The following is a 23,394-nucleotide window of genomic DNA, read 5'->3' as shown; positions in this document are numbered from 1 at the left end:
TGCAAGCGCCCAGGCTGCGTCCGGATGCGCACGTCATAACGTGCGCATTCCGGACACGGCGTGAGCATGTGGACGCAACCTGCGCACCTGTCCATGAGGTGCGCATCGTTGACGACCTGAGGACGCAACGAGCCCGCAAGCCCGGGTCCTTCGAGGCCCGCCTGAAACCTGGACGCCTCGAAAAGCCGGCCGCCCGAAGGCGATACGGAATCCGCCTGGGCACAGACCGACAGAACAGACTCAGCGGGCGTTGACGTCCCAGGTGTCGGCACCGGACAGCAGTTGCTGCAGGTCGGCGTCGGCCACCTGTTCGCCGCCGGTGGCCTGGTCGATCTGGGCGCGTACACCGTCGTCGTACGTCGGCACCTCGACCTGGCGGAAGATGCCCATCGGTACATGTGCGAACGACGGGTCGTCCAGGCGGGACAGCGCGAACGCCAGTCCGAGGTCGGTGGGGTCGTGGTGCACGATGCGATTCGGATCGGCGTCCGCCTCGGGAACGACGGCGAGAGAACCGTTCTCGGCGCTGACGACCACGCGGACGTCGTCGCCGGTGCCGGCACGGACGGGTTCGCCGGGCACGAGGTGCAACAGGCGCGCGGTCGCCTCGTCACGGTCCTTCAGCAGTTCGAAGGCGCCGTCGTTGAAGATCGGGCAGTTTTGGTAGATCTCCACCAGCGACGTACCGCGGTGTGCCGCAGCCGCTTTCAGCGTCTCGGTGAGGTGCTTGCGGTCGGAGTCCATGGTGCGGGCGACGAACGTGCCCTCGGCTCCGAGCGCCAGCGAGACCGGGTTGAACGGCCGGTCCACCGAACCGGCGGGCGACGACTTCGTCACGGCGCCGACGTCCGAGGTGGGGGAGTACTGACCCTTGGTGAGGCCGTAGATCTTGTTGTTGAACAACAGGATCGTCAGGTTCACGTTGCGGCGCAGCGCGTGGATCAGGTGGTTGCCACCGATCGACAGAGCGTCGCCGTCACCGGTCACGACCCACACCGACAGGTCACCGCGCGAGGTGGCGAGCCCGGTCGCGATGGCCGGGGCGCGGCCGTGGATCGAGTGCATGCCGTAGGTATCGAGGTAGTACGGGAAACGGCTGGAGCAACCGATGCCGGAGACGAACACGATGTTCTCGCGCTTGAGGCCGAGTTCGGGAAGGAAGCCCTGGACGGCGGCGAGGATCGCGTAATCGCCGCAGCCAGGGCACCAGCGCACTTCCTGATCGGAGGTGAAGTCCTTCTTGGTCTGCTTCGCGTCGGTGGTCGGGACGCCGGCGGTGCCGCCGCCGATGGTGGCGGGCATGCCCAGGTCGATGCTCACTGCGAGACCTCCTCGAGGTGTTCGGTGATGACGGTGGCGAGTTCGGTTGCGGTGAAAGGCAATCCGCGGACGGCGGTGTGCGACTTGACGTCGACGAGGTACTTGCTGCGCAGCAGCATCGCGAGCTGGCCGAGGTTCATCTCCGGCACGATCACCCGGTCGTATGACTTGAGCACGGTTTCGAGGTTCGCCGGGAACGGGTTCAGGTGGCGGACGTGTGCGGTGGCCAGTTCGGCGCCGCCGGCACGCACCAGCCGTGCCGCGGCCTGGATCGGTCCGTAGGTCGAACCCCAGCCGAGCACCAGCACCTTGGCCTTGCCGCTCGGGTCGTCGACCTCGACGTCGGGCACCTCGATGCCGGCGATCTTGGCGGCGCGGGTGCGCACCATGTGGTCGTGGTTGGCCGGGTCGTAACTGATGTTGCCGGTGATGTCGGCCTTCTCGATCCCTCCGACGCGGTGCTCGAGACCGGGGGTGCCGGGCACGGCCCACGGCCGAGCGAGCGTCTCCGGATCGCGCTTGTAACCGTGGAAGACCGGTTTGCCGTCGGCGTCCACGTCGTTGGGCTCGGTGGTGAATTCGACTGTCAGATCGGGCAGTTCGTCCACGGATGGCACCAGCCACGGCTCGGAACCATTGGCCAGGTAACCGTCGGACAGCACGATGACCGGGGTGCGGTACTTCGTGGCCATGCGAACGGCGTCCAGTGCGGCGTCGAAGCAGTCGATCGGGGTGCACGGCGCGATGACGGCCACGGGGGACTCGCCATTGCGGCCGAACATCGCCTGCAGCAGGTCTGATTGTTCGGTCTTGGTCGGCAGGCCGGTGGAGGGGCCACCGCGCTGCACGTCGACGATCACCAGGGGCAGTTCGAGGGAGACCGCGAGGCCGATGGTCTCGGCCTTGAGCGCGAGGCCGGGTCCGCTGGTCGTGGTGACACCCAGCGACCCACCGAACGACGCGCCGAGTGCGGCACCGACAGCGGCGATCTCGTCCTCGGCCTGCAGCGTCATGACGTTGAAGCGCTTGAGCCCCGACAGGGTGTGCAGCAGATCGGACGCCGGCGTGATCGGGTAGCTGCCGAGTGTCAGCGGGATGCCCGCACGGTGCGACGCAGCCACCAATCCGTAGGCAAGAGCTACGTTTCCGGTGATGTTGCGGTAGGTGCCCTGCGGCATCGGGGCTGGCGCGATCTCGTACTGGACTCCGAACGCCTCGGTCGTCTCGCCGTACGCGTGACCGGCGTGCAATGCCTTGATGTTGGCGGCGAGGATGTCGGGCAACTTGGCGAACTTGGTGGACAGGAACTTCTCGGTGCCCTCCAGCGGACGCGAGTACATCCACGACAGCAGGCCGAGCGCGAACATGTTCTTCGCGCGTTCCTTGTCCTTGCGGCTCAGGCTCTCGAACTCCTGCAGCGCCTCGACGGTGATCGAGGTCAGCGGGACAGGGTGCACCTGCCATGAGGCGAGGGATTCATCGTCCAACGGGCTGGCGGTGTAACCGACCTTGGCCAGGTTGCGCTTGGTGAACTCGTCGGTGTTGACGATGACCGTCGCGCCGCGTGGCAGATCACCCAGATTCGCTTTGAGTGCAGCGGGATTCATCGCCACGAGCACGTCGGGCGCGTCACCCGGGGTGAGCACGTCGTGGTCGGCGAAGTGCAACTGGAAGCTGGAGACACCAGGCAGCGTGCCCTGGGGCGCGCGGATCTCGGCGGGGAAGTTGGGCAACGTCGACAGGTCGTTGCCGAGCGAGGCCGTCTCGGCGGTGAATCGGTCACCGGTCAACTGCATGCCGTCGCCGGAGTCGCCGGCGAAACGAATGACCACACGGTCGAGTGCTTGGGACTGCTTGCTGCTCACTGGACCCGTCTTCTTCGAGGTTCGCGTTCGCGGAGGTTGGTTCGCGAGTTAGGAGGTGCTAACCCACAACGGTACGCCTGTGTCCGAGAAACACCGGAAACCGTCCGCGTTATGAAATTCCTAACTCAACGTTATACATACGTCGAGGGTGAGTGCGCGGTCGGCGCGGTTCGGTTGGCCCGACCCGGGTCACCTTGGTTCTAGCGCTACGCCGAGGGCCCTCGCAAGCAGCGTCGGGCGATCCGTCGCAGCCGGTGGTCGGACTGCCATGTCGATGCCCGCTCGACCTGGTTCGGTGATCTGGTTGCCGGCAGTCCGAGTGCCGACACCAAGGCGCCGGACGTCGACTGATCACTGCCAGCACGCGAAAACGCCTCGTCGCCGAGGCGATTCGTACGTGCGATGGATTGCTCCGGGGGCAGCGAGTTCGAAGATGGCGGTCGCCGGGGATGGGCGTCGGCCGACGATCGTGACCGTGTCGATCGTGCGGTGCTCGCCCAGATACCCGGGCAGGTCGCGATGGGAATCGTCGAGAACGAGGTGTTCCACAACGGCAGGCCGGGCGGCGTGCTCGATGAGGGTCTCGCAGTGCAGTTCGCCGCCGTGCTCACCGTGCCTGCCCAGACGGACGGCGTCGCGCATGAGTAGTTCGCCTCCTTCGGCCACGGCTGCATGCAATGAGCGGTGCACGATTGCACCGTCGCACACCACGAGCGGTTCACCCCACCAGTGCAGGCTCGCGCCGGATGCGACGGTGAGGCGCGTCGTCCAACGAGCGCTGTGTCCCTGGCCGTCGTACGCCACGGTGGCGGCGACGTCGGTGAGGTCGAGTCGTACACCCTCACCCACCACGACCTCGAGCACGACGTGGTCACCGCCGAGAAGTAGGGCCTCGGTCGCGACCAGGGTGATGCTCAGCCGGTGACCTTGCTGGTGGGTGATGCGCGGCGACAGGACGCCGGTGCGCATCCTCGTCCGGACGGTGTCTCCAGCGGGGTGTACCTCGATGCGGGTGGTGCGCGGTTCAGTGACTGTGGGCACCGGCGCTCGCGTGTTCGTGGGTGGTGCCATCGGCGTGCGAATGCGGAGCCATCGGACCCGGGTCGATCGCCTGGTGATCGCCCGCCCGGTAGGCGGCGAGGGTGGTGAGTACCCAGTCGGTGAGGGACTGCACGGACGCCGGATCGTTGCGCGACAGGGCGATCACCGGTCGGCCGTCGCGGGCTACCTCGCCCTCGTGCCGCATCAGGTGCGCATCGACGCCGACGAACGGCGCGAGGTCGGTCTTGTTGACGATCAACATGTCGGCACGGGCGATGCCAGGGCCGCCCTTGCGGACGACGTCGCCGCCTCCTGCGACGTCGAGCACGAAGATCTGCGCATCGACGAGGGCCGGGCTGAAGGTTGCGGTGAGGTTGTCGCCGCCGGACTCGATCAACACGAGTTCCATTCCGGGGTAATCGGATTCGAGATCCTCGACGGCGGTCGCATTGGCCGTGATGTCGTCCCGGATCGCGGTGTGCGGGCACGCCCCGGTCTCTACGGCACGGATCCGGTCGGCGTCGAGCACGCCGGCGGCGCGCAGCATTCGGGCGTCCTCGTCGGTGTAGATGTCGTTGGTGATCACACCGAGGTCGAGCTGGGTGCTGAGTTCGCGGCAGAGCAGTCCGATGAGTGACGACTTGCCGGTGCCGACCGGTCCGGCAACGCCGAGTCGCATTGCGCGAGAGGGGTTTTCGAGCATGATGTCAGGCACGGAAGAGTCTCCTGGTGTGGGTGGGATGGGCGTGCTGCCATAGCTCCAACAGCGGGGCGGTTGCAGCCGGGAGGTGGTCGGGCGAGGTCAGTTCGCGTACCGCGTCGACCACTTCGTCGATCTCGTCGGCAACGCCGAGCGACCAGCCGACGGTGTCGATCGGGTCGAGTGGCGCGAGTTTCAGGGCGGCGGACGCAACCGCCTGCACCTCGTCATGGCACACGACGCGGGCGGTCTGCTCGGCGTCCAGTCTCCAATGTGCGGCGAGCAGGCCGACGGCGACCGGACGAGGGACGTCCGTGCGGCGATTCCAGCGAGCGTCCAGCCCGCCGCGTACGCCGAGCCGAAGGTAGCCGCGGGCAGCCTGGCAGGACGCCTCGCGCACCACGTGGCTGGGCGTGCGTGCGTTCCAGGCGCTGATGACGTCCTCGACACGTTCAGGGTCGGCGCGGGTCACCACCGCCGTCGCCGCGTCCACCCGAATGCTGGTGCGCAGGCGAGCGACGAGGAAGTGTTCGATCTTGGCCTCGGGCATTCCTGCCAGAAGGGCCGGCTCGAGGGCGCCGGATTGGGTATGGCCGCCGGTGGGCAGACGCGCATCGGCGAGCAGCAGTGCGTGACTGGACATCAGAAGAGTGAATAACGCTGTGCGAGTGGGAGTTCGGTAGCCGGTGACGGCTGCACAACCGCGCCGTCGATCGCGATCGTGAAGGTCTCCGGATCGATGTCGATGCGTGGACAGGCGTCGTTGAGCACCATGTCGGCCTTGGTCACCTCGCGGGTGTTGCGTACGGGCTGGATCTCGTGGCGAAGCCCGTAGCGATGACCGATGTCCGTGGCCAGGGGGCCAACGAACGTGATGCCGTGGGCGGCCTCGGCGGTCAGTGCGGGCCGCATGAGAACGGGTTGCGGGGTCGGGATGGACGCGTTCGGGTCGCCGAGTGCGGCGCGCACGATGGCGCCGCTCTTGACGACCAGAGCAGGGCGGATGCCGAAGAAAGCCGGGTCCCACAGCACGAGGTCGGCGAGCTTGCCGGCCTCGACCGAGCCGACAAGGTGGTCGATGCCGTGCGCGATCGCCGGGTTGATCGTGTACTTCGCCACGTACCTGCGCGCTCGCAGATTGTCTGCCGCGCCGCCGAGGGATCCGACGCGGTGCTTCATCACGTGCGCGACCTGCCAGGTGCGGGTGATCACCTCGCCGATGCGTCCCATCGCCTGAGCGTCCGAGGAGGTCATCGACAGGGCGCCGAGGTCATGCAGCAGGTCCTCGGCGGCGATCGTCGTGGCCCGGATCCGCGACTCGGCGAACGCCAGGTCCTCCGGTACGGACGGGTTGAGGTGATGGCAGACCATCAGCATGTCGAGGTGCTCGGCGACGGTGTTGACGGTGTGCGGAAGCGTCGGATTCGTCGATCCCGGAAGGACATTCGGGTGTGAGGCGATCGACATGATGTCGGGCGCGTGACCGCCGCCGGCGCCCTCGGTGTGGAAGGCGTGGATGGTGCGTCCGCCGATCGCGCGCAGCGTCGAGTCGACGTACCCGGCTTCGTTTAACGAGTCGCTGTGGAGTGCGACCTGCAGACCGAACTCGTCGGCTGCTCGCAGGGCGGCGTCGATCGCGGCGGGGGTCGAACCCCAGTCCTCATGCACCTTGTAGGCAGCAGCTCCGGCCTCAGCCTGTTCGCGTAAACCGTTGTGGCTCAAGGTATTTCCCTTACCCATGAGCAGCACGTTGATGGGCAGGTGGTCCAGGCCCTGCAGCACATTGCGCAGGTGCCAGGGTCCGGGTGTGACCGTGGTGGCCTTGGAACCCTCCGACGGCCCGGTGCCGCCGCCGCCCAGCGTGGTGAGTCCCGCGGCGAGGGCCTCGTGCACCTGGCTGGTCGACAAGAAGTGCACGTGCAGGTCGATGCCGCCGGCGGTCAAGATCTTGTGTTCGCCGCTGATGATGTCGGTCGAGGGGCCGATGCGCAGCGCCGGGTGGACGCCGTCCGTCACGTCCGGGTTGCCGGCCCGTCCGAGAGCGACGATCCGTCCGTCCTTGATGCCGACGTCCGCGCGGACGATGCCGGCGTGGTCGAGCACGGTGACGCCGGTGATGACGGTGTCGGGCGCGCCGTCGGCGCTGGTGGTCGACCCCTGCGCCATCGATTCCCGGATCGACTTGCCACCCCCGAAGACCGCTTCGTCGCCGTAGCTGATCGAGCCGTCAGGTCGTTCGGCGGTGAGGTCGCGTTCGATCTCGATCCACAGGTCGGTGTCGCCGAGCCGCACCTGATCGCCGGTGGTCGGTCCGTAGAGGTCGACGTACTTGCGGGCGCTGATGCTCGTCATCGCGCGTTCTGCTTCACCTGCAGGCCGGCCACCACGCGTTCGCCGCGCAGGCTGACGGCACTCACCTCGCGGGAAACGCCCGGTTCGAATCGGACGGACGTGCCGCTCGGCACATCGAGCCGGAACCCCTGCGCCGCAGCGCGATCGAACTCGAGTGCCGGATTGGTGTCGGGCAGGTGGAAGTGCGAGCCGACTTGGATCGGACGGTCACCGGTGTTCGTGAGGGTGAGCGAGATGCGCTCGTCGGCCGGACGCGGATTGATTTCTCGCTCGGTCTGCGCCGGTCTGGTTGCGCCGGGCGCTTCGGCCGACCCGCCTTGCACGGGATGGTGCAAGGTGACCAGCTTGCGTCCGTCCGGGAAAGTCGCCTCGACCTGGACGTCGTGAATCATCTCGGCGACGCCGTTCATCACCTGGTCGGCCGTGAGCACCTCGCGTCCTTCCTCCATCAATTGCGTCACCGACGCTCCGTCACGAGCGTGTTCGATCACCCAGGTCGACAGCAGTGCTACGGACTCGGGGTGGTTGAGCTTCACCCCGCGCGCGAGCCGGTCGCGGGCCACCATGCCGGCCACGGCCAGCAGCAGCTTCTCGGTGTCGGAGGGCATCAGGTGCATGACGGGTGACTCTGGCAAGCGGATGTGTCAGGGATGTTTCGTGGTCATTCCGGCGGTGGAAAGACTCGGCCGAGAGGTGGCGTGCGTGGTCAGGCGCGTTTGTCAACGGCATGAGTCGCGCTGTGGACAACTGCGTGCTCGGACGGGGGCTGTGGATACCAGCGGGTAGCGAATTTCGTTGTCAGCGAACGAAATTGGGGTATGGAAGGCCTTCCGTGCGGGTTCGAACACCTGTACGATAAGGACATGCTCGAGACCACCTCATACCCCGGCGAAGCAGCCGAATGCGCCTCGGCGGTGTCGGACGTGCTCGCCTCCGTGGAACGGTTGGCGTCGGTTTCCTCGAACCTCACCGATGTCGAACTCACAGCGACCGCGCAGTCGTTGGTGGTGATGATGCAGCAGGCCGAGGCCTCGCTGGTCGCCTTGACGGCGGACGCGATCGGTCGGGGTGTGATCGACCGGTCCACCGCCGCGGACACGTCCCAGTGGGTGCAACGCTTGTCGACCGGTGAACCCGTACACGGGTTGTTGGGCGCGCAGACCCTTTCGGTGGCAGGCCCTCTGGTGCCCGTGGCCTCGACGAACAGCGAACCCACCAGTGACCCGGCCGACGTCGCCGGGGAAGCGGTCGACTCGACCGCGTTGCGGTCGGGGATCGAGCCGGCGCACGCCGCCCGGATCAGCAAACTCGCCGACGCGTGCCGGTCCTCGCTGAATCAGGTGTTGGCGGACGCGGTGTGCACCGCAAGCGTGAACACCACCATCGCCAAGACCGCGCTCGACAACATCGACAAGGTCAAATCGGTGCTGCCCACGGCGGACCGGGGTGAGGTGTTCTCCTGGTTCCTCGGCCTGGAACCCGGGTCCGGCGCCAAAGCAGTCCACGAACTGACCAAACGAATCATGGCGGCATTCGGTGATGAAGTCCTGGACGACACGGAAGACGCCGTCCGGCCACACGAATCATTGACCTGGATGAACCTGCCCGAGGGCATGGTCCGGTTGATCGCGGACCTGTCACCCGACCACGCAGAAATCGTGAAGCACGCCATCGGTGCGTTGTCCGCCCCGGCGCCGGTCACCGATTGCTGTGACGAGCCGAACCACCGCCACAACGAGGGTGCTGCGAAGACGGGTGAACCGGACACTCGGTCCCCGGGTAAACGACGCGCGGACGCGCTACTCACGCTGATCGCCATGGGCGCCCAAGGGATCGACGGCGACGGCAGCATCAAGACGTTCGGTTCGGCCCGGCTGGTCGTGACCATCGACTACGAGGTGCTCGCCAAAGCCCTCGCCGGACTCGGGGTCACCGACACCGGGGTAGGTGTCACCCCCGGCACGATCCGGCAACTCGCCTGCGATGCGGAGATCATCCCGATGGTCCTCGGGTCCAAGTCTCAACCGTTGAACGTCGGACGCAAGGTCCGGCTGGTCGACAAAGAACTCCGAAGAACCGTGATCCATCGCGATGAACAGCGAGTCGACCACACGCCACTGGTGGCGCGCTGTTGGGAACTGCGGGAGGACCTGGCGATCTCGAGCGTGATCCAAGGAGAACGCGCCGGTGCGGGATTCTCCGTCATCCGTGGCGTTCATGGGGATTTCGGGCAACTTGGTTAGTCTGCTCGGGTGCGTTCCGGACTCAGTGGCTACCTCGTGCTCGGTGGGGTCGGTGTCGCCGGAATCCTGCTGTTCGTGGCCGCGATGATCGCGCGCCGTCTGCTTGCGCCGGTTGATCCGAACCCCGCGAAACTGGCGACCTATGAATCGGGCGTCGACCCGGTCGGCACGGGCTGGGCGCAGACCAAGGTCCGCTACTTGGCGTACGCCTTCCTCTACCTGGTGTTCGCGATCGACACCGTCTATCTGTTCCCTTGGGCTCTCGTGCTGCGCGACAGCCGCCTGGGAATGACCAGCCTGGTCGAGATGGGCATCTTCATCAGCGTCCTGCTGGTCGGGCTCGCGCACGCGGCCCGCCGCGGCGTGCTCAGTTGGGTGAACGATGTCGACTGACCTGCCCATGCCCACGGTCGGACCCATGCAGTCGGCCGCGCCCAAGCCGATGCGCATCGTCCTCAACTGGGGACGCCGCTACTCGCTCTGGGTCTTCAACTTCGGATTGGCCTGCTGCGCCATCGAATTCATCGCTGCGTCCATGTCACGGCACGACTTCATCCGGTTCGGTGTCATCCCGTTCGCACCCGGACCGAGGCAGGCCGACCTCATGGTGGTCAGCGGCACCGTCACCGACAAGATGGCGCCCGCGATCCGCCGGCTGTACGACCAGATGCCGGAACCCAAGTACGTCATCTCGTTCGGTGCATGCTCCAACTCCGGTGGCCCGTACTGGGATTCGTACTGCGTCACCAAGGGTGTCGACCAGTTGATCCCGGTCGACGTCTACGTACCCGGGTGCCCGCCGCGCCCGGAAGCCCTCCTGCAGGGAATCCTGGTGTTGCAGGAGAAGATCGCGAGTGAGCGGGTGAGCACGAAAGCGTTGCGTGCCAAGGCTGCCCGGTACGCTGACAACCGCACCGCGGCGAGCGCGCTGCAGCGCCCGGTCGTCAAACCGCCGACGGGCGGCGCGGATGACTGACGAATTGACCACCATCTGCGAATGCTCGGCATGGGTGGAGCAAGCCGGCAAGCTGTGGGCCGAAGGCTTCGACTTCTTCGACTTCCTCACCGCGGTCGACCACCTCGACGACGTCGAGGAGCCGGGCTTCGACGTCGTGCTGCACGTTTACGACATCACCCCCGGCGCCCTGCGTGAAGCCTTCCTGCGCACCCGCGTCCCCGACGGCAGGTCGCTGTCGAGCCTGACCTGGGTATGGCCGGGTGCGGCCTGGCACGAGCGCGAGACTCACGAGATGTTCGGCATCGACTTCACCGGCTTCACCGACGCCTCCGGACGCGGGATGCGTCCGCTGCTGCTGCCGGAAGGTTTCGAGGGCACCCCGCTGCGCAAGTCGTTCGTGCTGGCAAGCCGTGTTTCCAAGCCGTGGCCCGGCGCGAAGGAGCCCGGCGAGGGCGCGACCGCCCACGCCGCGAAAGCCGGTCGCGCGCCGCGTCGCAAGCTGCAACCGCCCGGCGTCCCGGACGAGAGCTGGGGACCCCGCTGATGGACGTCGCGATCGAGGTGATGCTGCGCAGCGCCGCCGTGCTGGCGGCGTTCCTCGTGCTGCCGCTGGTCGTCGGTCAGACCGAGCACAAGACGATGGGCCACATGCAGGGCCGGGTCGGTCCGATGTACGCCGGTGGTTTTCACGGCTGGGCCCAACTGGTCGCCGACGGGGTGAAGTTCGTCCAGAAGGAGGACATCACCCCGTACGCCGCCGACCGTGGAGTGTTCCGAACCGCGCCTGCGCTCGGGCTGGTCAGCTACATGATGGCGCTCGCGGTGATTCCGCTCGGGCCCGGCACGATCGCCGCCAACGTTCCGGCATCCCTGCTCGTGGTGCTCGCGGTCAGTGCGATCGGCACGGTCGGCACGCTGATGGCCGGGTGGGCGTCCGGCAACAAGTACTCCCTGCTCGGCGGGCTGCGCTCGGCCGCCCAACTCGTCTCCTACGAGTTGCCGCTCCTGCTCGCCTGCGCCTCCTTCGCGATGGCCGCCGGCTCGCTGTCCCTGGTGGAGATCGCCCACGCGTGGACCCCCTGGTGGCTGCTGTGGCAGCTGCCCGGAGCGATCGTCTTCCTCATCGCCGCCACGGCCGAGCTGCAGCGTCCCCCGTTCGACATGCCGGTCGCCGACTCCGAACTCGTGCTCGGTCCGTACACCGAGTACACCGGGTTGCGGTTCGCCCTCTTCCTGCTCGCCGAGTACGCCGGCATCGTCGTGATGTCGCTGCTGTTCGCGGTGCTCTACCTCGGCGGCTGGACCGGACCGTTCGACGGCGTCCTCGCCTGGGTCTGGACGCTGCTCAAGGGTTTCGTGATCGCGGTGTTGATCATCTGGATCCGTGTCTCGTGGCCGCGCCTGCGGGAGGACCAGCTGCAGCGGTTCGCCTGGCTCGGCCTCGTGCCGCTCGCCCTGTTCCAGGTCGCGATCACCGCGGTCGGTGTCGTTCTGATCGGAGACAAACCGTGACCGAGCAGAAGAAGAAGTCCGGTTTCATCCCTGGACTCATCTCCGGGATGGCCACCACCGCCAAGACCGCCATGCGCCCGGCCGACACCCAGCACTATCCGGACGAGAAGCCGGCCCTGCCGCCCCGCTCGCGCGGAGTGATCGCGCTGCAGGCCGACAATTGCACCTCCTGCATGCTCTGCGCCCGCGAATGCCCCGACTGGTGCATCTACATCGACTCGCACAAGGAGACGATCCCGCCGGCCACCGAGGGAGGTCGCGCGCGTCAACAGAACGTGCTCGACCGGTTCGCTATCGACTTCAGCCTGTGCATGTACTGCGGCATCTGCATCGAGGTGTGCCCGTTCGACGCGCTGTTCTGGAGCCCGGAGTTCGAGTACGCCGAGACCGACATCCGCGACCTGCTGCACGAGAAGGACCGGCTGGGGGAGTGGATGGCCACCGTCCCGCCACCGGCAGCGATCGACCCCGGTGCCGACCTGACGAAGACCGATGGACCAGAGGCGGATTCGTGACCACACACGACGTCTTCTTCACCATCGTCGGAGTGCTCTGCCTGGCCAGTGCGGTCCTCGCCGTGACGACCAAGCACATCCTGCACTCGGCCTTGTGGCTCGTGGTCAGCCTCGGCACCCTCGCCGGTTGCTACCTCGTGCTCGGTGCCGAGTTCGTCGCACTGGTGCAGTTGGTGGTCTACGTCGGCGCGGTCGTCGTGCTGATCCTGTTCGCACTCATGCTGACCCGCGCACCCATCGGTCGCTCGAAGGCGCACGACACCCCACGCGTCCAACGCGCCGCTGCGCTCGTGCTCAGTGCCGCCACCGCGACCCTCATCGGTGCCGCGCTGATCACCGGGTTCGGCACCGGCAAGGTCAGCCTGCGACCGAACACCACCGAGCAACTGGCCACCCAGATCTTCGCCACCTGGTCGTGGCCGTTCGAACTCTTGTCGTTGTTGCTGCTGATCGCGCTGGTCACCGCAATCATGCTGTCCCGCGTACAACTCGACGAGGTGTACGACGACGAAGAGGTGGACGCGTGATCCACCTGTGGTTGCCGCTCGCGCTGTCGGCGGCACTCTTCGGCGTCGGTCTGTACGGCGTGCTCGCCCGGCGCAACGCCGTGCTGGTGCTGATCGGGGTCGAGCTCATGCTCGGTGCCGCGGGTCTTCTGCTGATCACCGCCGGGGTGAAGTTCTCCGACACCGTCCTGGCCGGTCAGACGCTCACCGTCTTCCTCATCACGATCGCCGCCGCCGAGATCGCCGTGGCGCTCGGGCTCGTCGTGCTCGCCTACCGCGCACGCGGCAACATCGATGTCACCGCTGCTCGAGGTGACGACGAGTGAAGACACCCCACGAAGTTCTCCACTCGTCCATCGCTGCGATACTTCGCGAGGACCCCGTACTCGACACCACCACGGGTGCGCTCGACCTGATGCTCCAACCCAGTCACCTGGCGATCCTGCTGCCCACCCTCGGCGCCTTGTTGGTGCTGCTGTTCCGCAGCCCGAACGCGGTCGCCGCGTGGATCGTCCGGATCACCGGTTTCCTCGGTCTGCTGGCGCCGGCCTGGCTGGTCTGGCAGTCGATGCGCGGTGGGCTGCGGTCGAGCGTGCCGACCGTCGGCGTCCCGATCAGTTCAGCCGAACTCACGCTGCCGCTCCAACTGCACGTCACCCGACTCGGCATTCTCATGGCCTGCGCGGTGGCGCTGGTGTCGCTGGTCGTGCAGATGTTCGGGCGTTGGTACCTCTACAACGACCCGCGGTACCGCTCGTTCGCTGCGACCGTCGCGCTCTTCACCGCCGCCATGCAATTGGTTGTGCTCAGCGGTGACGTGGTGCTGACCCTCATCGGCTGGGAGCTGATGGGCTGGTGCTCCTACGTCCTCATCGGCCACGAATCCGAGCGGGCGAAGGCCCGTCGCGCGTCCTACAAGGCGTTCCTGGTGACTCGTCTGGCCGATGCGCCGTTCTACATCGGGCTCGTCGCGCTCGCGAGTTGGGCGAAGACGACCTCCATCCCGGGCATCATCGAGTTCTGGAGCGCCCACCCGCAGCGCTCGCTCACGGTGGCGTTGCTGTGCATCGTGTGCGGCGTCGCCGGAAAGTCCGCGCTGGTGCCCTTCCAGGACTGGCTGGCCGACGCGATGGAAGGCCCGACGCCTGCGTCCGCCCTCATCCATGCGGCCACGATGGTCGCGGCCGGCACCTACCTGGTCAGCGTCCTGCACCCGCTCTTCCTGGTCGCCCCGAGGGCCACGCTCGCACTCGCGATCCTCGCCGGGATCACGACCGTCGTCGGTGCGCTGCTGGCCTTCTTGCAGCACGACCTGAAGAAGCTGCTCGCCTGGTCGACCGTCTCGCAGATGGGGCTCATGCTCACCGGCCTCGCCGGTCTTCCGGACGCGGTCAGGCCGGACGTCGTCGTGCTGCACCTGCTCGCGCACGCCGGCTTCAAGGCGTTGCTCTTCCTGATGGTCGGCTGGCTCGCGGTGCTGGTCGGCGGCACGATCGTCGAGCGCATGTCCGGCGCAGTCACCACCCACCACAAGACCCGTTGGCTCGTCGGCAGCGGCCTGCTGGCGCTCGCCGGCATCCCGCCGCTGTTCGGCTTCGTGTCCAAGGACCTCATCGTCGACGAGGTCTTCAAGGGCGTTGCCGACGGACGGCAGTCCTCCTACGTGGCCGCCGTCGCGCTCGTGCTGGTCATCCCGCTCACCGCCGCGTACGCGATGCGTGCCTGGCTGGTCCTGACCCACCAGACGGTGCTGCAGCGCCACTTCGTCATGGACGTGCTCGACGACTCGCACTCGGTGCAGGAAGTCGGCCTGATGGACCTGCTGGTCGAGGGTGAGCCGGTGGACGAGTTCGGTCGCCCGCTGCGCCGCGAACCCGAGCCTGAGCCCGAACCGGAAGTCGTCCTGCCGCGTCCGCCGTGGCCGACCCGCATGGGTCTGGGCCTGCTGGCGTTGATCAGCATCGGCGGCGGCGCGCTCATCCTGAGCCCCTGGCTCGACATCGACTACATGCACCCGCAGTGGCTGATCGTGGCCGCAGGGCTGCTCGCGATCGCCGCCGCCGGGTTGCTGGTGCGGGCGCTGTCGGTACGCACCACCTTCGGGGACGCCGCGTCCCGCCTGCCGTTGTACCTGCGTACGTTCGCCTCCCGCGGCGCCGACGTCGACCGGCTCTACCTCGCGCTGGTCGCCCGGCCGGTCGAGATGCTCGCCGGCGTGGTCGCCCGCGCGGACGCGATGCTGGAGCGCGGGGTTCGCGCCCTGGGCACCGGTGCGCTCACCCTCGCCACCCGCAGCGGACGCGTGCACACCGGCGCCCCGTCGGTCGGTCTGGTCGCCCTCGCCTGCGGCATCGTGCTGGCCGGGGTGCTGGGGGTGACGCTGTGGTGATCATCCTGCTGGCTCTCGTGCTGGTGCCACTCGTCACCGGATTCGCGCTCGTGGGCGGCGGACGCTGGCCACGCGCCGTCGGCGAGACCTCTGCCTTCGCGATCGCGGCGCTCGCCGCGGCTGCGACCACCGCCCTCGCCGTCGTGGTGTCGATCCAGCGGCCGGACTTCGACCGGCAGTGGGTGCCCTCGCTCGGCCTGCGCTTCCACCTCGGTGTCGACGGCATCAGCATTCCGTTGATCGTCCTCACCGCCGCGATCGGTCTGCTCGCGGTGCTGCACCGCCGGGTTGATGACCGATCTGGTTCGGACGCAACGTATTTCGGCTGTCTGCTGATCGTGGTCGGCGGCGCCCTGCTCGGCTTCCTGGCCCGCGACGCGATCCTGTTCTTCATCGCCTTCGAGATGGTCCTCGTGCCGATGTGGGTGTTGATCGCGGTCTTCGGCGACCAGCGGGACCGCGAGAGCACCCGCCGCGCGGCGCTCATCTTCGTGCTCTACACGGTGCTCGGCTCGACGCTGATGCTCGCCGGAATCCTGGCGCTCGTCTTCGCCTCCGGCACCGCCGACCTCACCGAACTCGCCCGGGGCGTCTCCCTCAACGCACCCCAGCAGACCGCCATCGCCGCGATGCTGCTGGCCGGGTTCGCAGTCAAGGTGCCGCTGTGGCCGCTGCATTCCTGGCTACCCGCCGCACACACCGCGGCACCCACCGGCGGCTCGATGCTGCTGGCGGCCGTCCTGCTGAAGCTCGGCACCTACGGCGTCATCCGCTTGCTCGTCGCACCCTTGCGCGAAGGCTGGCAGACGCTCGCACCCCTCGTCGGCGTGCTGGCGGTCATCGGCATCATCTGGGCAGGCCTGGTCTGCCTGGTCGAACCGTCACTCAAACGCCTGATCGCCTACTCCTCGGTGGCCCACATGGGTGTCGTGATGCTGGCGCTCGCGACCGGCACCGAACTCGGTCTCAAGGCGGCTCTCTTCGGCAACATCAGCCACGGACTCATCTCGGCGCTGTTGTTCGCAGTGGTCGGTGGGCTCAAGCAGCGCTGGCACGACGACCGCCTGGACGTGCCTCGCGAGGCCGTCCGCGACGTCAGCCCCCGCCTGGGTTTCGCTCTGCTCTTCGGCCTCGCCGCCTCCCTCGGTCTGCCGCCGCTGGCCGGCTTCTGGTCCGAGTTGCTCACCCTCCTCGCCGCTTGGCAACCGGCATCCGATCGGACGCTGTTCAAGGTGCTGGCCGCCGTGGCCGCGATCGGTGCCGTGCTCGGCGCCGCGTACGCACTGCGCGTCGCGCGCACCGTCTGGGGCGGCTCGTCCGACCGCGGCGAACGCGTGGTGCCCGAGCCCGCGCCCTGGCGTGATGCGTCCGCGTTGGAGTGGACGGTCATCGCGACGCTGATCATCGCCATCGCGGTGCTGGGCGTCTGGCCGACCGGGCTGCTCGATCTGATGGCCCCTGCCGTCGATCAGTCGGGAGCAATCCGATGAACATCAACGTGCACTGGCTGCCGCTGCTCCCGGTGATCATCCCGGCGGTCACAGCCGTCTTCGTCCTGGTGATCGACGCAGTCGTGCCCCGCCGACGCACCGTCCACTTCCTCGTGGCGGCCCTCGCCCTGGCCGCGGCCACCGCGAGCACCGTCCCCTCGCTGACGCGGGTGTTCGACGATCCGGCCACCTCGTTGTGTCAACCGGAGGGCAACTGCTTCTACGTCGTCGACAACGTCTCTGCGGGTCTGCAGGCGACCGCGCTGCTCTCGGCACTCGTCGTCACGTTGCTCGCGGCGCCGATCCGGATCGCGAAGTCGCACAGTGTGATTCAGGTGTCGGCCCTGCTGTCCGTGACCGCGGGCGCCACGGGCGTCGTCGCCGCCCGCGACCTCCCCGCGTGGCTGGTGATGCTCGAACTCGCGACCGTCCCCACCATCGCGCTGGTCGCCGTCCGCGCCCGCCGCACGGCGGTGGACGGCGCGCTCAACCTGCTGACGACGTCGCTGGTCTCCTTCGCGGTGACGGCGATGGGTGTGGCGATGTGGTTCGCCGCCACCGGTTCGGCCACCTTCGACGCCGACACCGTGCAGGTCGCGATCGACAACCCCGACACCCGCCCGATGCTCGCCGTCGCGCTGATGCTGATCGTCGCCGGTGTCGGGTTCAAGCTGTCGCTCGTGCCCTTTCACGTGTGGACTCCCGAGGGGTACGCGGGTGCGTCCGTCCCGATGACCGCGCTGCTTGCGACGGTGTCCAAGATCGCTGCACTGGGGGCGTTGCTGGTGGTCGCCCGCCCGATCGCCGCGGTCGGGGGAGCGGCCATGGTCGCGCTGGCGGTCATCGCGGTGCTGTCGATGACGCTCGGCAACGTCATGGCGCTGCGTGAGAACGACACGCTGCGCTTCCTGGCGTGGTCCTCGGTCTCCCAGGCCGGCTGGATCGTGCTGCCGCTGGCCACCTCGTCCAGCCGTGCGGTGCACGCCGCGGCCGCGTACGTCGTCATCTACGCCGTCGCCACGCTCGGCATCTTCATCGCGCTCACCGCGGTCGCCCACCAGCAGGGACGCTGCGCAGTCACCGCGTTCGATGCTCTGCGCGGACTCGGACGACGACAGCCGTGGACCGGCGTCCTGCTCTCGCTCGGTCTGTTGACTCTCGCCGGTCTGCCTCCCGCGATCGGCGGTGTGCTGGCGAAGGTCGCGGTGCTGCACCCCGTCGCGGACGAGCGGCAGTGGGTCCTGCTGGTACTCGCCGCGATCAACGCGATGATCGGCGTCGCGGTGTACCTGCGATGGGTGTGGCAGATCTTCAGCTCCGGCGGTGACACCGTCGACCGTGGTCTGCGTGCCCACCCGCTGCACCTGATCCTGCTCGTTGCCGGGGTGCCCGCGCTGGTCGTCGTGAACCTCGCGCCCCAGCTGTTGTTCTGGCTGGTCGACTGAACGGACGCCCGCAATCCCGCGGTCGTTCGGCGTTCCGAGCGCGCGCACCTAGACTGCTCGCTCGTGCACCAGTTCGACGAGAAGACCCAGCAATTGAGCGACGCCATCGCGGCGTACGCCGACAACCGACTCAAGCTGAACCCGGTTCCGCTGGACGGGGTCGCGACCCCTCAGGAGCTTCAGGAGCTCGTGGGCCAGACGATCACCCGCGAGGGCATGGGCGGACTGCCCGCGCTGGAACTTTTCACCGAGCAGCTCGCGCCGAAGTGCCTGTCGATCGACCACCCACGCTATCTGTCGTTCATTCCTTCGGCGCCGACGCGCGAGGCGGCCATGTTCGACCTCGTCGTCGGTGCGTCCGCGCTCTACGCCGGTTCGTGGCTCGAGGGCTCGGGTGCGGTGTACGCCGAGAACCAAGCGCTGCGCTGGATCGCCGATCTCGTGGGCCTGCCCCCGACCGCCGGCGGTCAGTTCGTCCAGGGCGGCACGATCGGCAACCTCTCCGCCCTCGTCGCGGCGCGGGACACCGCCCGCGCGCTCACCGACAAGCGTCCGTACCGTGTTGCAGCCACCTTCGGCTCACACTCCTCGATCGAGACCGCGTGCAAGGTGATGGACGCCGAACTGGTCAAGGTGCCGGTCGACGACTGGCAGCTGACCGGCGACAAGTTGCGAGAAGTGTTGGAGGAGAACGGTCCTGACACCTTCTTCGCCGTCGTCGCCACGGCTGGCACGACGAACTTCGGCATCATCGACGACATCGACTCCGTCGCGGACGTGTGCGATGAGTACGGCATCTGGCTGCACGTCGACGGTGCCTACGGCGGCGCCGGGTTGGCGGCGCCGAGCGTCCGGGAGAAGTACGACGGCATCGAACGCTGCAACTCCTTCATCGTCGACCCGCACAAGTGGTTCTTCGCGCCGTTCGACTGCTGTGCGCTGATCTACCGCGAACCCATGCTCGGACGAGCCGCGCACACCCAACACGCCTCCTACCTGGACGTGCTCACCGGCTCCACCGATTGGAACCCCTCCGACTTCTCCATCGGCCTCACTCGTCGCGCTCGCGGCCTGCCGTTCTGGTTCTCGCTCGTGGTCAACGGCACGGACGCCTACACCGAGGCCATCGAGCGCACTCTCGAGGTGGCGCGGTTCGCCAACGAGGAGATCAAGAAGCGGCCGTACGTCGAACTCGTGCGCGAGGGTTCGCTCACCGTCGTGGTGTTCCGCCGGCTCGGCTGGTCGGCCGCCGACTACCAGCGCTGGTCGGACGACCTGCTGGAGCGCGAGGAGGCGTTCGTGGTGCCGACCTCGCACGAGGGCGAGACCCTTGCCCGGTTCGCGATCGTCAACCCCCTCACCAGTGAGGACGACATCACCGCGATCCTCGACACCATGGCCTGACTGCCCCGCGTATCCGCGCGGATTGTGTTGCTACCGGGCGGCGTGTACCTGCACCAGTTGGCCGTCGGGGTCGGTGATCTCGAGCATCGTGCCGAACGAGGTGTCGACCCGGACGTCGTGACCGGGGCCTAAGTCGCATCTTCTTTCGCAGGTGACGCGGTTGGTGTCGAAGAACGAAACCGCTGGGCTACTGGCGAGTCCGTGATTGAGTCGCCCTCATGAACACCAGCACAGGCGTCGTCTTCCCGGTCAGCAACACCGCCAAGATGGCGCAGGGGCAGGAGGAGCGCAGTTCGTCGGCCTTCGGTCGAGGGGTCGTCTCCGACGCGCTCGCCTCCGTGGACGAGCCGGGAGCTCTCGCTGTCCGTCGCGACACCGGGTGGCGCCGCGGCTATCCCCGACACTTCCGGCGCCTGGTCGAGGTGGGCGCGCGCGACCACCAGGCGGCGATGGCGATCGCCCGCGACGGACTGTCGGCGGTGCACGAGCGGATGTGCTGGCTTCCTGTGACCGGCGGGCACGACCGGCGCGTGGCCGAGGCCTTCGCGACTCCCAGTCCGCAGCCTGCCCTGGAGTCGGTGACGGTGCGCGGTGACGGCGATCCGGAGCGCGAATTCACCCTGCCCTACAAGGGAGATCGGCTCTCGGGGGCCAACCTGCGTCGCCGGTTGGACGACTGGGTCGAATCCGGCGTCATCGAACCGGGGGTGCGGGACGCGGTGGGTCAGGTGCTCGACCATCCGGAGTGGCTGGACGTCCGTGACCGCACGTTCGTCGTGTTGGGCGCCGGTGCCGAGATGGGTCCGTTGCGGTCGCTGCTTCGCTGGGGAGGACATGTCGTCGCGATCGACCTTGCCCGCCCGGGCATCTGGTCGCCGCTGTTCGACCTGGCCAGGTCGGGTGCGGGATCGCTCACCGCACCGGTCGGTCCGGCCGGGGTGGATGCGTCCGACCCGAGTCAGCATGCCGGTGCCGACCTGCTGCACGACACCGGCCGCATCGGCGACTACCTGATGGGCGTCGAAGGCCCGATGGTGCTCGGCAACTACGTGTACGCCGACGGTGGGGTGAACCTTCGTCTCTCGGCCGCCACGGACGCCCTTGCCGTGCACCTTTCGCAACGTCCGGACGTCGCGCTCGCCTACCTGGCCACACCCACCGACGTCTTCGTCGCGCCGGACGATGCTGTGTCGCAAGCCAATTCAGGACTCGACTCGGCGTTCCTGAAGTCGGTGCGTCGTCCGCTGCGTGCGCTGTCGGGAGGCCGGTTGCTGCAGCGGCAGTACCCGCCGATCGTCGACGGCCCCGCGATCAGCGACACGATCGTGCCGCAGCAAGGGCCGAACTACTTGCTGGCCAAGCGAATTCACCGCTGGCGCGCGACGGCCGCCGCGGCCGACGGGCAGCTGGTCTCGATGAACATCGCGCCGCCCACCCGCACCAAGAGCGTCACCAAGAACCGCGCCCTGGCTGCCGCGTACGCAGGCGCCCACCGGTTCGGCGTCGAGGTGTTCGATCCGTCCACCGCCAACACCCTCATGGCGGCGATGCTCGTCCACGATCTGCGCACCGGTGGCTACGCGGCCAAGGGCGACGTGTGGGCCGCCGAGGCGGCCGGCGCGGCCCATGGCGGGCTGTGGCGTTCGCCGTACGACCCGCGGTCCGCCCTCGGAATCGCGGCTGTACTCGGCATCGGAGGGGCCCGCTGAGGCCCTTTTTCGACTCATTCGTCACATCCGTCACAGGCTCACCGCCACAAATGACAACGGTGTCATTAGGCTCCTAGAATCGGCGACGGCTCGGCTTGCCCCAGCGGGCGAGCTGAGCACCAGACGTCCACGAGGAAAGGTCACCGATGAGCGCGGCGGAGCAGACGAGTGCACCCCAGGGTGCAGTGCTGACCGACCGTGACCGGCGGATCCTCGAGCTCGAGCGAGACTGGTTCCGCGCCCAGGGCTCCAAGGAGGACGCGATCCGCGACCGCCTCGGCATGGGCTCGACCGCGTACTACCAGGCGCTCAACGCATTGCTCGACAACCCGGAGGCGATGAAGGCCGACCCGCTGTTGGTCAAGCGCCTGCGCCGACTGCGTTCCAGCCGAATGAAGCAACGCAACGCGCGCCGGTTCGGTTTCGACGCACCCTGAGCCTGCCCAGCCCCCACAAATCGGCGTGAGTTTCTGCCCTTCGCCGGACGTGGCGAAGGGCAGAAACTCACGCCGATTCTCGGGTGGGGTCGAAGTCAGACGCCGCCGTTGAGCAGCACGCCACCGTCGACGGTGAGGGTCTGGCCGGTCATCCAGCCGGAGTCGTCCGAGGCGAGGAAAGCAACCACGCTGCCGATGTCCTCGGGCTCGCCAAGGCGCTTGAGCGGGTAGGGCTTGGCCACCTGCTCCTCGCGTCCGGAGTAGAGCGCCTCGGCGAACTTCGTCTTCACGACGGCCGGTGCGACGGCGTTGACCCGGATGTCCGGGCCGAGCTCGATCGCGAGTTCCTCGGTGAGGTGGATGACGGCGGCCTTGCTGACGCCGTACATCGCAATGCCCGGGGCGGGTCGCAGGCCGGCGACGGACGCGACATTGACGATCGAGCCGCCGTGCTCCTGCATCCACGCCTTGTGCACCAGCTTGACCCACTCCAGCGCGGACAGGACGTTGACCTCGAGGATTTTGCGCGACACCTCTGGCTCGACGTCGAGCAGCTTGCCGAAGACCGGGTTGATGCCGGTGTTGTTGATCAGCACGTCGATGCTGCCGTGCTTGTCGATCGCGGTGCGCACGACCTCCTCGCGGTGCGCGGGGTCGTCCGCCTTGCCGGCGACGTAGGACGCGCGCTCACCGAGTCCGGCGACGGCTTCCTTCAGGGCGTCCTCGCCACGTGCGGTGATGATGACGTTCGCGCCTTCGTCGACCAGGCGCTCGGCTATGGCCAGGCCGATGCCTCGGCTGGCTCCGGTGACGATCGCGGTCTTGCCCTCGAGACGGTTCATGGACACCTCTTCTGTTCGTTTCGGTGGTTGTGTTGTCATCTTGTCGCAATCCGTACGTCCGACGAAGGAGTGGTCCATGTCCAGCGCTCGCGGGAACCTCGACTGGCAGCCCCTGGAGGAGCACCCCGGCCTCGTGGCGCCGACGGTCGCGGACGCGAACGCGCCCGGTCTGCTGGTCGCGCCGGTCGACGACTCGCTCTCCGACACCGCCGCGTTCTGCCAGGCGTACGACGTGACCCTCGAAGCGGCCGCGAACTGCGTTGTCGTGCAAGCGCGCCGGGGTGAGAACACCACGTACGCCGCCGTCGTCGTTCGGGGCACCGACCGCGCCGACGTGAACAAGACCGTCCGCAAGCACCTGGACGCTCGCAAGATCACCTTCGCCGACCAGGAGCACACCGAAGCCGCCACCGGCATGAAATCCGGCGGGATCACACCGGTCGGTCTGCCAATGGACTGGCCGATCCTCATCGACCGGGCGGTCGCCGATGGCGGGGAGTTCGTGATCGGCGGGGGATTGCGCACGTCGAAGCTGTTGATCACCGGCGAAGCCTTGGCAGCCCTGCCGAACGCCGAGGTTCTCGACCTGACGATCGCCGGTTGAGCCGTCCGGTTTGCGTGTCTGGGAGCCCGCCGAAAATTCCCCGGCGTCCCGTTTGCACTCGC

At 67.8% G+C, this 23,394-nt stretch carries 23 protein-coding genes; 15 read left to right on the top strand and 8 right to left on the bottom strand.

Translation table 11 applies throughout. The features are described from left to right. Window positions 1-240: 240 nt before the first annotated feature. The 7 genes from MF407_RS11955 to MF407_RS11925 form a co-directional block, all read right to left on the bottom strand. A complete protein-coding gene (locus MF407_RS11955; RefSeq protein ID WP_239702410.1) occupies window positions 241-1,320 on the bottom strand; it encodes a 2-oxoacid:ferredoxin oxidoreductase subunit beta in 1,080 nt (359 codons plus the stop codon). After that, window positions 1,317-3,185, bottom strand: a complete 1,869-nt coding sequence (locus MF407_RS11950; protein ID WP_239702409.1) for a 2-oxoacid:acceptor oxidoreductase subunit alpha — start codon at window positions 3,183-3,185, stop codon at window positions 1,317-1,319. The genes MF407_RS11955 and MF407_RS11950 overlap by 4 nt, the downstream gene beginning before the upstream one ends. Before the next feature lie 351 nt (window positions 3,186-3,536). Continuing rightward, on the bottom strand, window positions 3,537-4,226 hold the full coding sequence (locus MF407_RS11945; protein ID WP_239702408.1) for an urease accessory protein UreD: 690 nt from the start codon (window positions 4,224-4,226) through the stop codon (window positions 3,537-3,539). After that, a complete protein-coding gene (gene ureG, locus MF407_RS11940) occupies window positions 4,210-4,929 on the bottom strand; it encodes an urease accessory protein UreG (protein ID WP_239702907.1) in 720 nt (239 codons plus the stop codon). Before ureG ends, MF407_RS11945 begins: the two co-directional genes overlap by 17 nt. Window positions 4,930-4,933: 4 nt before the next feature. After that, window positions 4,934-5,569 carry an urease accessory UreF family protein gene (locus MF407_RS11935; RefSeq protein WP_239702407.1) on the bottom strand — a complete coding sequence of 212 codons (636 nt, stop codon included), beginning with the start codon at window positions 5,567-5,569 and terminating at the stop codon, window positions 4,934-4,936. Continuing rightward, window positions 5,569-7,278: an urease subunit alpha gene (locus tag MF407_RS11930; RefSeq protein ID WP_239702406.1), complete on the bottom strand. Its 1,710-nt coding sequence runs from the start codon at window positions 7,276-7,278 to the stop codon at window positions 5,569-5,571. Before MF407_RS11930 ends, MF407_RS11935 begins: the two co-directional genes overlap by 1 nt. Beyond that, entirely contained in the window at window positions 7,275-7,895 is a 621-nt protein-coding gene (locus tag MF407_RS11925; RefSeq protein WP_141927598.1) for an urease subunit gamma, read from the bottom strand. The genes MF407_RS11930 and MF407_RS11925 overlap by 4 nt, the downstream gene beginning before the upstream one ends. Window positions 7,896-8,141: 246 nt before the next feature. Between MF407_RS11925 and MF407_RS11920 the strand changes: the two genes are divergently transcribed. The 14 genes from MF407_RS11920 to MF407_RS11855 all read left to right on the top strand — a co-directional run bounded on the left by MF407_RS11920 (window position 8,142) and on the right by MF407_RS11855 (window position 21,886). After that, a complete protein-coding gene (locus MF407_RS11920) occupies window positions 8,142-9,521 on the top strand; it encodes a DUF222 domain-containing protein (protein ID WP_239702405.1) in 1,380 nt (459 codons plus the stop codon). A gap of 9 nt (window positions 9,522-9,530) precedes the next feature. Beyond that, entirely contained in the window at window positions 9,531-9,914 is a 384-nt protein-coding gene (locus tag MF407_RS11915; protein ID WP_239702404.1) for an NADH-quinone oxidoreductase subunit A, read from the top strand. Between the two features lie 25 nt (window positions 9,915-9,939). Continuing rightward, window positions 9,940-10,497, top strand: coding sequence for an NADH-quinone oxidoreductase subunit B (locus MF407_RS11910; protein ID WP_239702906.1), 558 nt, complete (start codon window positions 9,940-9,942; stop codon window positions 10,495-10,497). Further along, window positions 10,490-11,023 carry an NADH-quinone oxidoreductase subunit C gene (locus tag MF407_RS11905; protein WP_239702403.1) on the top strand — a complete coding sequence of 178 codons (534 nt, stop codon included), beginning with the start codon at window positions 10,490-10,492 and terminating at the stop codon, window positions 11,021-11,023. Before MF407_RS11910 ends, MF407_RS11905 begins: the two co-directional genes overlap by 8 nt. Further along, window positions 11,023-11,991 carry an NADH-quinone oxidoreductase subunit NuoH gene (nuoH, locus tag MF407_RS11900; RefSeq protein ID WP_239702402.1) on the top strand — a complete coding sequence of 323 codons (969 nt, stop codon included), beginning with the start codon at window positions 11,023-11,025 and terminating at the stop codon, window positions 11,989-11,991. Before MF407_RS11905 ends, nuoH begins: the two co-directional genes overlap by 1 nt. A gap of 47 nt (window positions 11,992-12,038) precedes the next feature. Further along, window positions 12,039-12,506, top strand: coding sequence for an NADH-quinone oxidoreductase subunit I (locus tag MF407_RS11895; protein ID WP_129625345.1), 468 nt, complete (start codon window positions 12,039-12,041; stop codon window positions 12,504-12,506). Continuing rightward, on the top strand, window positions 12,503-13,033 hold the full coding sequence (locus MF407_RS11890) for an NADH-quinone oxidoreductase subunit J (RefSeq protein WP_129625276.1): 531 nt from the start codon (window positions 12,503-12,505) through the stop codon (window positions 13,031-13,033). The genes MF407_RS11895 and MF407_RS11890 overlap by 4 nt, the downstream gene beginning before the upstream one ends. Next, the gene (nuoK, locus tag MF407_RS11885; protein ID WP_129625277.1) at window positions 13,030-13,338 is read left to right on the top strand and encodes an NADH-quinone oxidoreductase subunit NuoK; all 309 of its coding nucleotides are present in this window, start codon (window positions 13,030-13,032) and stop codon (window positions 13,336-13,338) included. Before MF407_RS11890 ends, nuoK begins: the two co-directional genes overlap by 4 nt. Then, window positions 13,335-15,401 (top strand): NADH-quinone oxidoreductase subunit L, encoded by a 2,067-nt coding sequence (locus MF407_RS11880; RefSeq protein ID WP_239702401.1) that lies wholly within the window; start codon window positions 13,335-13,337, stop codon window positions 15,399-15,401. Before nuoK ends, MF407_RS11880 begins: the two co-directional genes overlap by 4 nt. Beyond that, window positions 15,395-16,891: an NADH-quinone oxidoreductase subunit M gene (locus MF407_RS11875; protein WP_239702400.1), complete on the top strand. Its 1,497-nt coding sequence runs from the start codon at window positions 15,395-15,397 to the stop codon at window positions 16,889-16,891. Before MF407_RS11880 ends, MF407_RS11875 begins: the two co-directional genes overlap by 7 nt. Further along, window positions 16,888-18,336: a proton-conducting transporter membrane subunit gene (locus MF407_RS11870; RefSeq protein ID WP_129625280.1), complete on the top strand. Its 1,449-nt coding sequence runs from the start codon at window positions 16,888-16,890 to the stop codon at window positions 18,334-18,336. The genes MF407_RS11875 and MF407_RS11870 overlap by 4 nt, the downstream gene beginning before the upstream one ends. Before the next feature lie 63 nt (window positions 18,337-18,399). Continuing rightward, window positions 18,400-19,740, top strand: coding sequence for an aminotransferase class I/II-fold pyridoxal phosphate-dependent enzyme (locus tag MF407_RS11865; RefSeq protein WP_129625281.1), 1,341 nt, complete (start codon window positions 18,400-18,402; stop codon window positions 19,738-19,740). 218 nt (window positions 19,741-19,958) lie between these two features. Further along, window positions 19,959-21,449, top strand: coding sequence for a hypothetical protein (locus MF407_RS11860; RefSeq protein WP_239702399.1), 1,491 nt, complete (start codon window positions 19,959-19,961; stop codon window positions 21,447-21,449). A 146-nt stretch (window positions 21,450-21,595) separates the two neighbouring features. Then, a complete protein-coding gene (locus tag MF407_RS11855) occupies window positions 21,596-21,886 on the top strand; it encodes a DUF3263 domain-containing protein (RefSeq protein WP_129625282.1) in 291 nt (96 codons plus the stop codon). Window positions 21,887-21,981: 95 nt separating this feature from the next. On the opposite strand, the gene MF407_RS11850 is transcribed toward MF407_RS11855, so the two are convergent. Further along, complete coding sequence (locus tag MF407_RS11850) at window positions 21,982-22,728, bottom strand: SDR family oxidoreductase (protein ID WP_141927607.1); 747 nt, start codon at window positions 22,726-22,728, stop codon at window positions 21,982-21,984. A gap of 76 nt (window positions 22,729-22,804) precedes the next feature. Here MF407_RS11850 and MF407_RS11845 point away from each other — a divergent pair, with 76 nt between their 5' ends. Continuing rightward, window positions 22,805-23,332: a YbaK/EbsC family protein gene (locus tag MF407_RS11845; RefSeq protein WP_239702398.1), complete on the top strand. Its 528-nt coding sequence runs from the start codon at window positions 22,805-22,807 to the stop codon at window positions 23,330-23,332. The last annotated feature ends 62 nt before the right edge of the window (window positions 23,333-23,394 follow it).

This window comes from Yimella sp. NH-Cas1 (assembly GCF_022359705.1).
Taxonomy (GTDB): Bacteria; Actinomycetota; Actinomycetes; order Actinomycetales; family Dermatophilaceae; genus Yimella; species Yimella lutea.
Note: the sequence above shows the minus strand (reverse complement) of the source record. Positions and strands in the feature narration are given on the sequence as shown.

Bases quoted from the DNA above. Each gene is read 5' to 3' on its own strand.
- MF407_RS11895 (WP_129625345.1), top strand. From the start codon at position 12,039: ATGGCCACCACCGCCAAGACCGCCATGCGCCCGGCCGACACCCAGCAC.
- MF407_RS11935 (WP_239702407.1), bottom strand. From the start codon at position 5,569: ATGTCCAGTCACGCACTGCTGCTCGCCGATGCGCGTCTGCCCACCGGC.
- MF407_RS11925 (WP_141927598.1), bottom strand. From the start codon at position 7,895: ATGCACCTGATGCCCTCCGACACCGAGAAGCTGCTGCTGGCCGTGGCC.
- nuoH (WP_239702402.1), top strand. From the start codon at position 11,023: ATGGACGTCGCGATCGAGGTGATGCTGCGCAGCGCCGCCGTGCTGGCG.
- MF407_RS11905 (WP_239702403.1), top strand. From the start codon at position 10,490: ATGACTGACGAATTGACCACCATCTGCGAATGCTCGGCATGGGTGGAG.
- MF407_RS11855 (WP_129625282.1), top strand. From the start codon at position 21,596: ATGAGCGCGGCGGAGCAGACGAGTGCACCCCAGGGTGCAGTGCTGACC.
- MF407_RS11910 (WP_239702906.1), top strand. From the start codon at position 9,940: ATGCAGTCGGCCGCGCCCAAGCCGATGCGCATCGTCCTCAACTGGGGA.
- MF407_RS11850 (WP_141927607.1), bottom strand. From the start codon at position 22,728: ATGAACCGTCTCGAGGGCAAGACCGCGATCGTCACCGGAGCCAGCCGA.
- MF407_RS11870 (WP_129625280.1), top strand. From the start codon at position 16,888: ATGAACATCAACGTGCACTGGCTGCCGCTGCTCCCGGTGATCATCCCG.
- ureG (WP_239702907.1), bottom strand. From the start codon at position 4,929: ATGCTCGAAAACCCCTCTCGCGCAATGCGACTCGGCGTTGCCGGACCG.
- MF407_RS11930 (WP_239702406.1), bottom strand. From the start codon at position 7,278: ATGACGAGCATCAGCGCCCGCAAGTACGTCGACCTCTACGGACCGACC.
- MF407_RS11845 (WP_239702398.1), top strand. From the start codon at position 22,805: ATGTCCAGCGCTCGCGGGAACCTCGACTGGCAGCCCCTGGAGGAGCAC.
- MF407_RS11920 (WP_239702405.1), top strand. From the start codon at position 8,142: ATGCTCGAGACCACCTCATACCCCGGCGAAGCAGCCGAATGCGCCTCG.
- MF407_RS11860 (WP_239702399.1), top strand. From the start codon at position 19,959: ATGAACACCAGCACAGGCGTCGTCTTCCCGGTCAGCAACACCGCCAAG.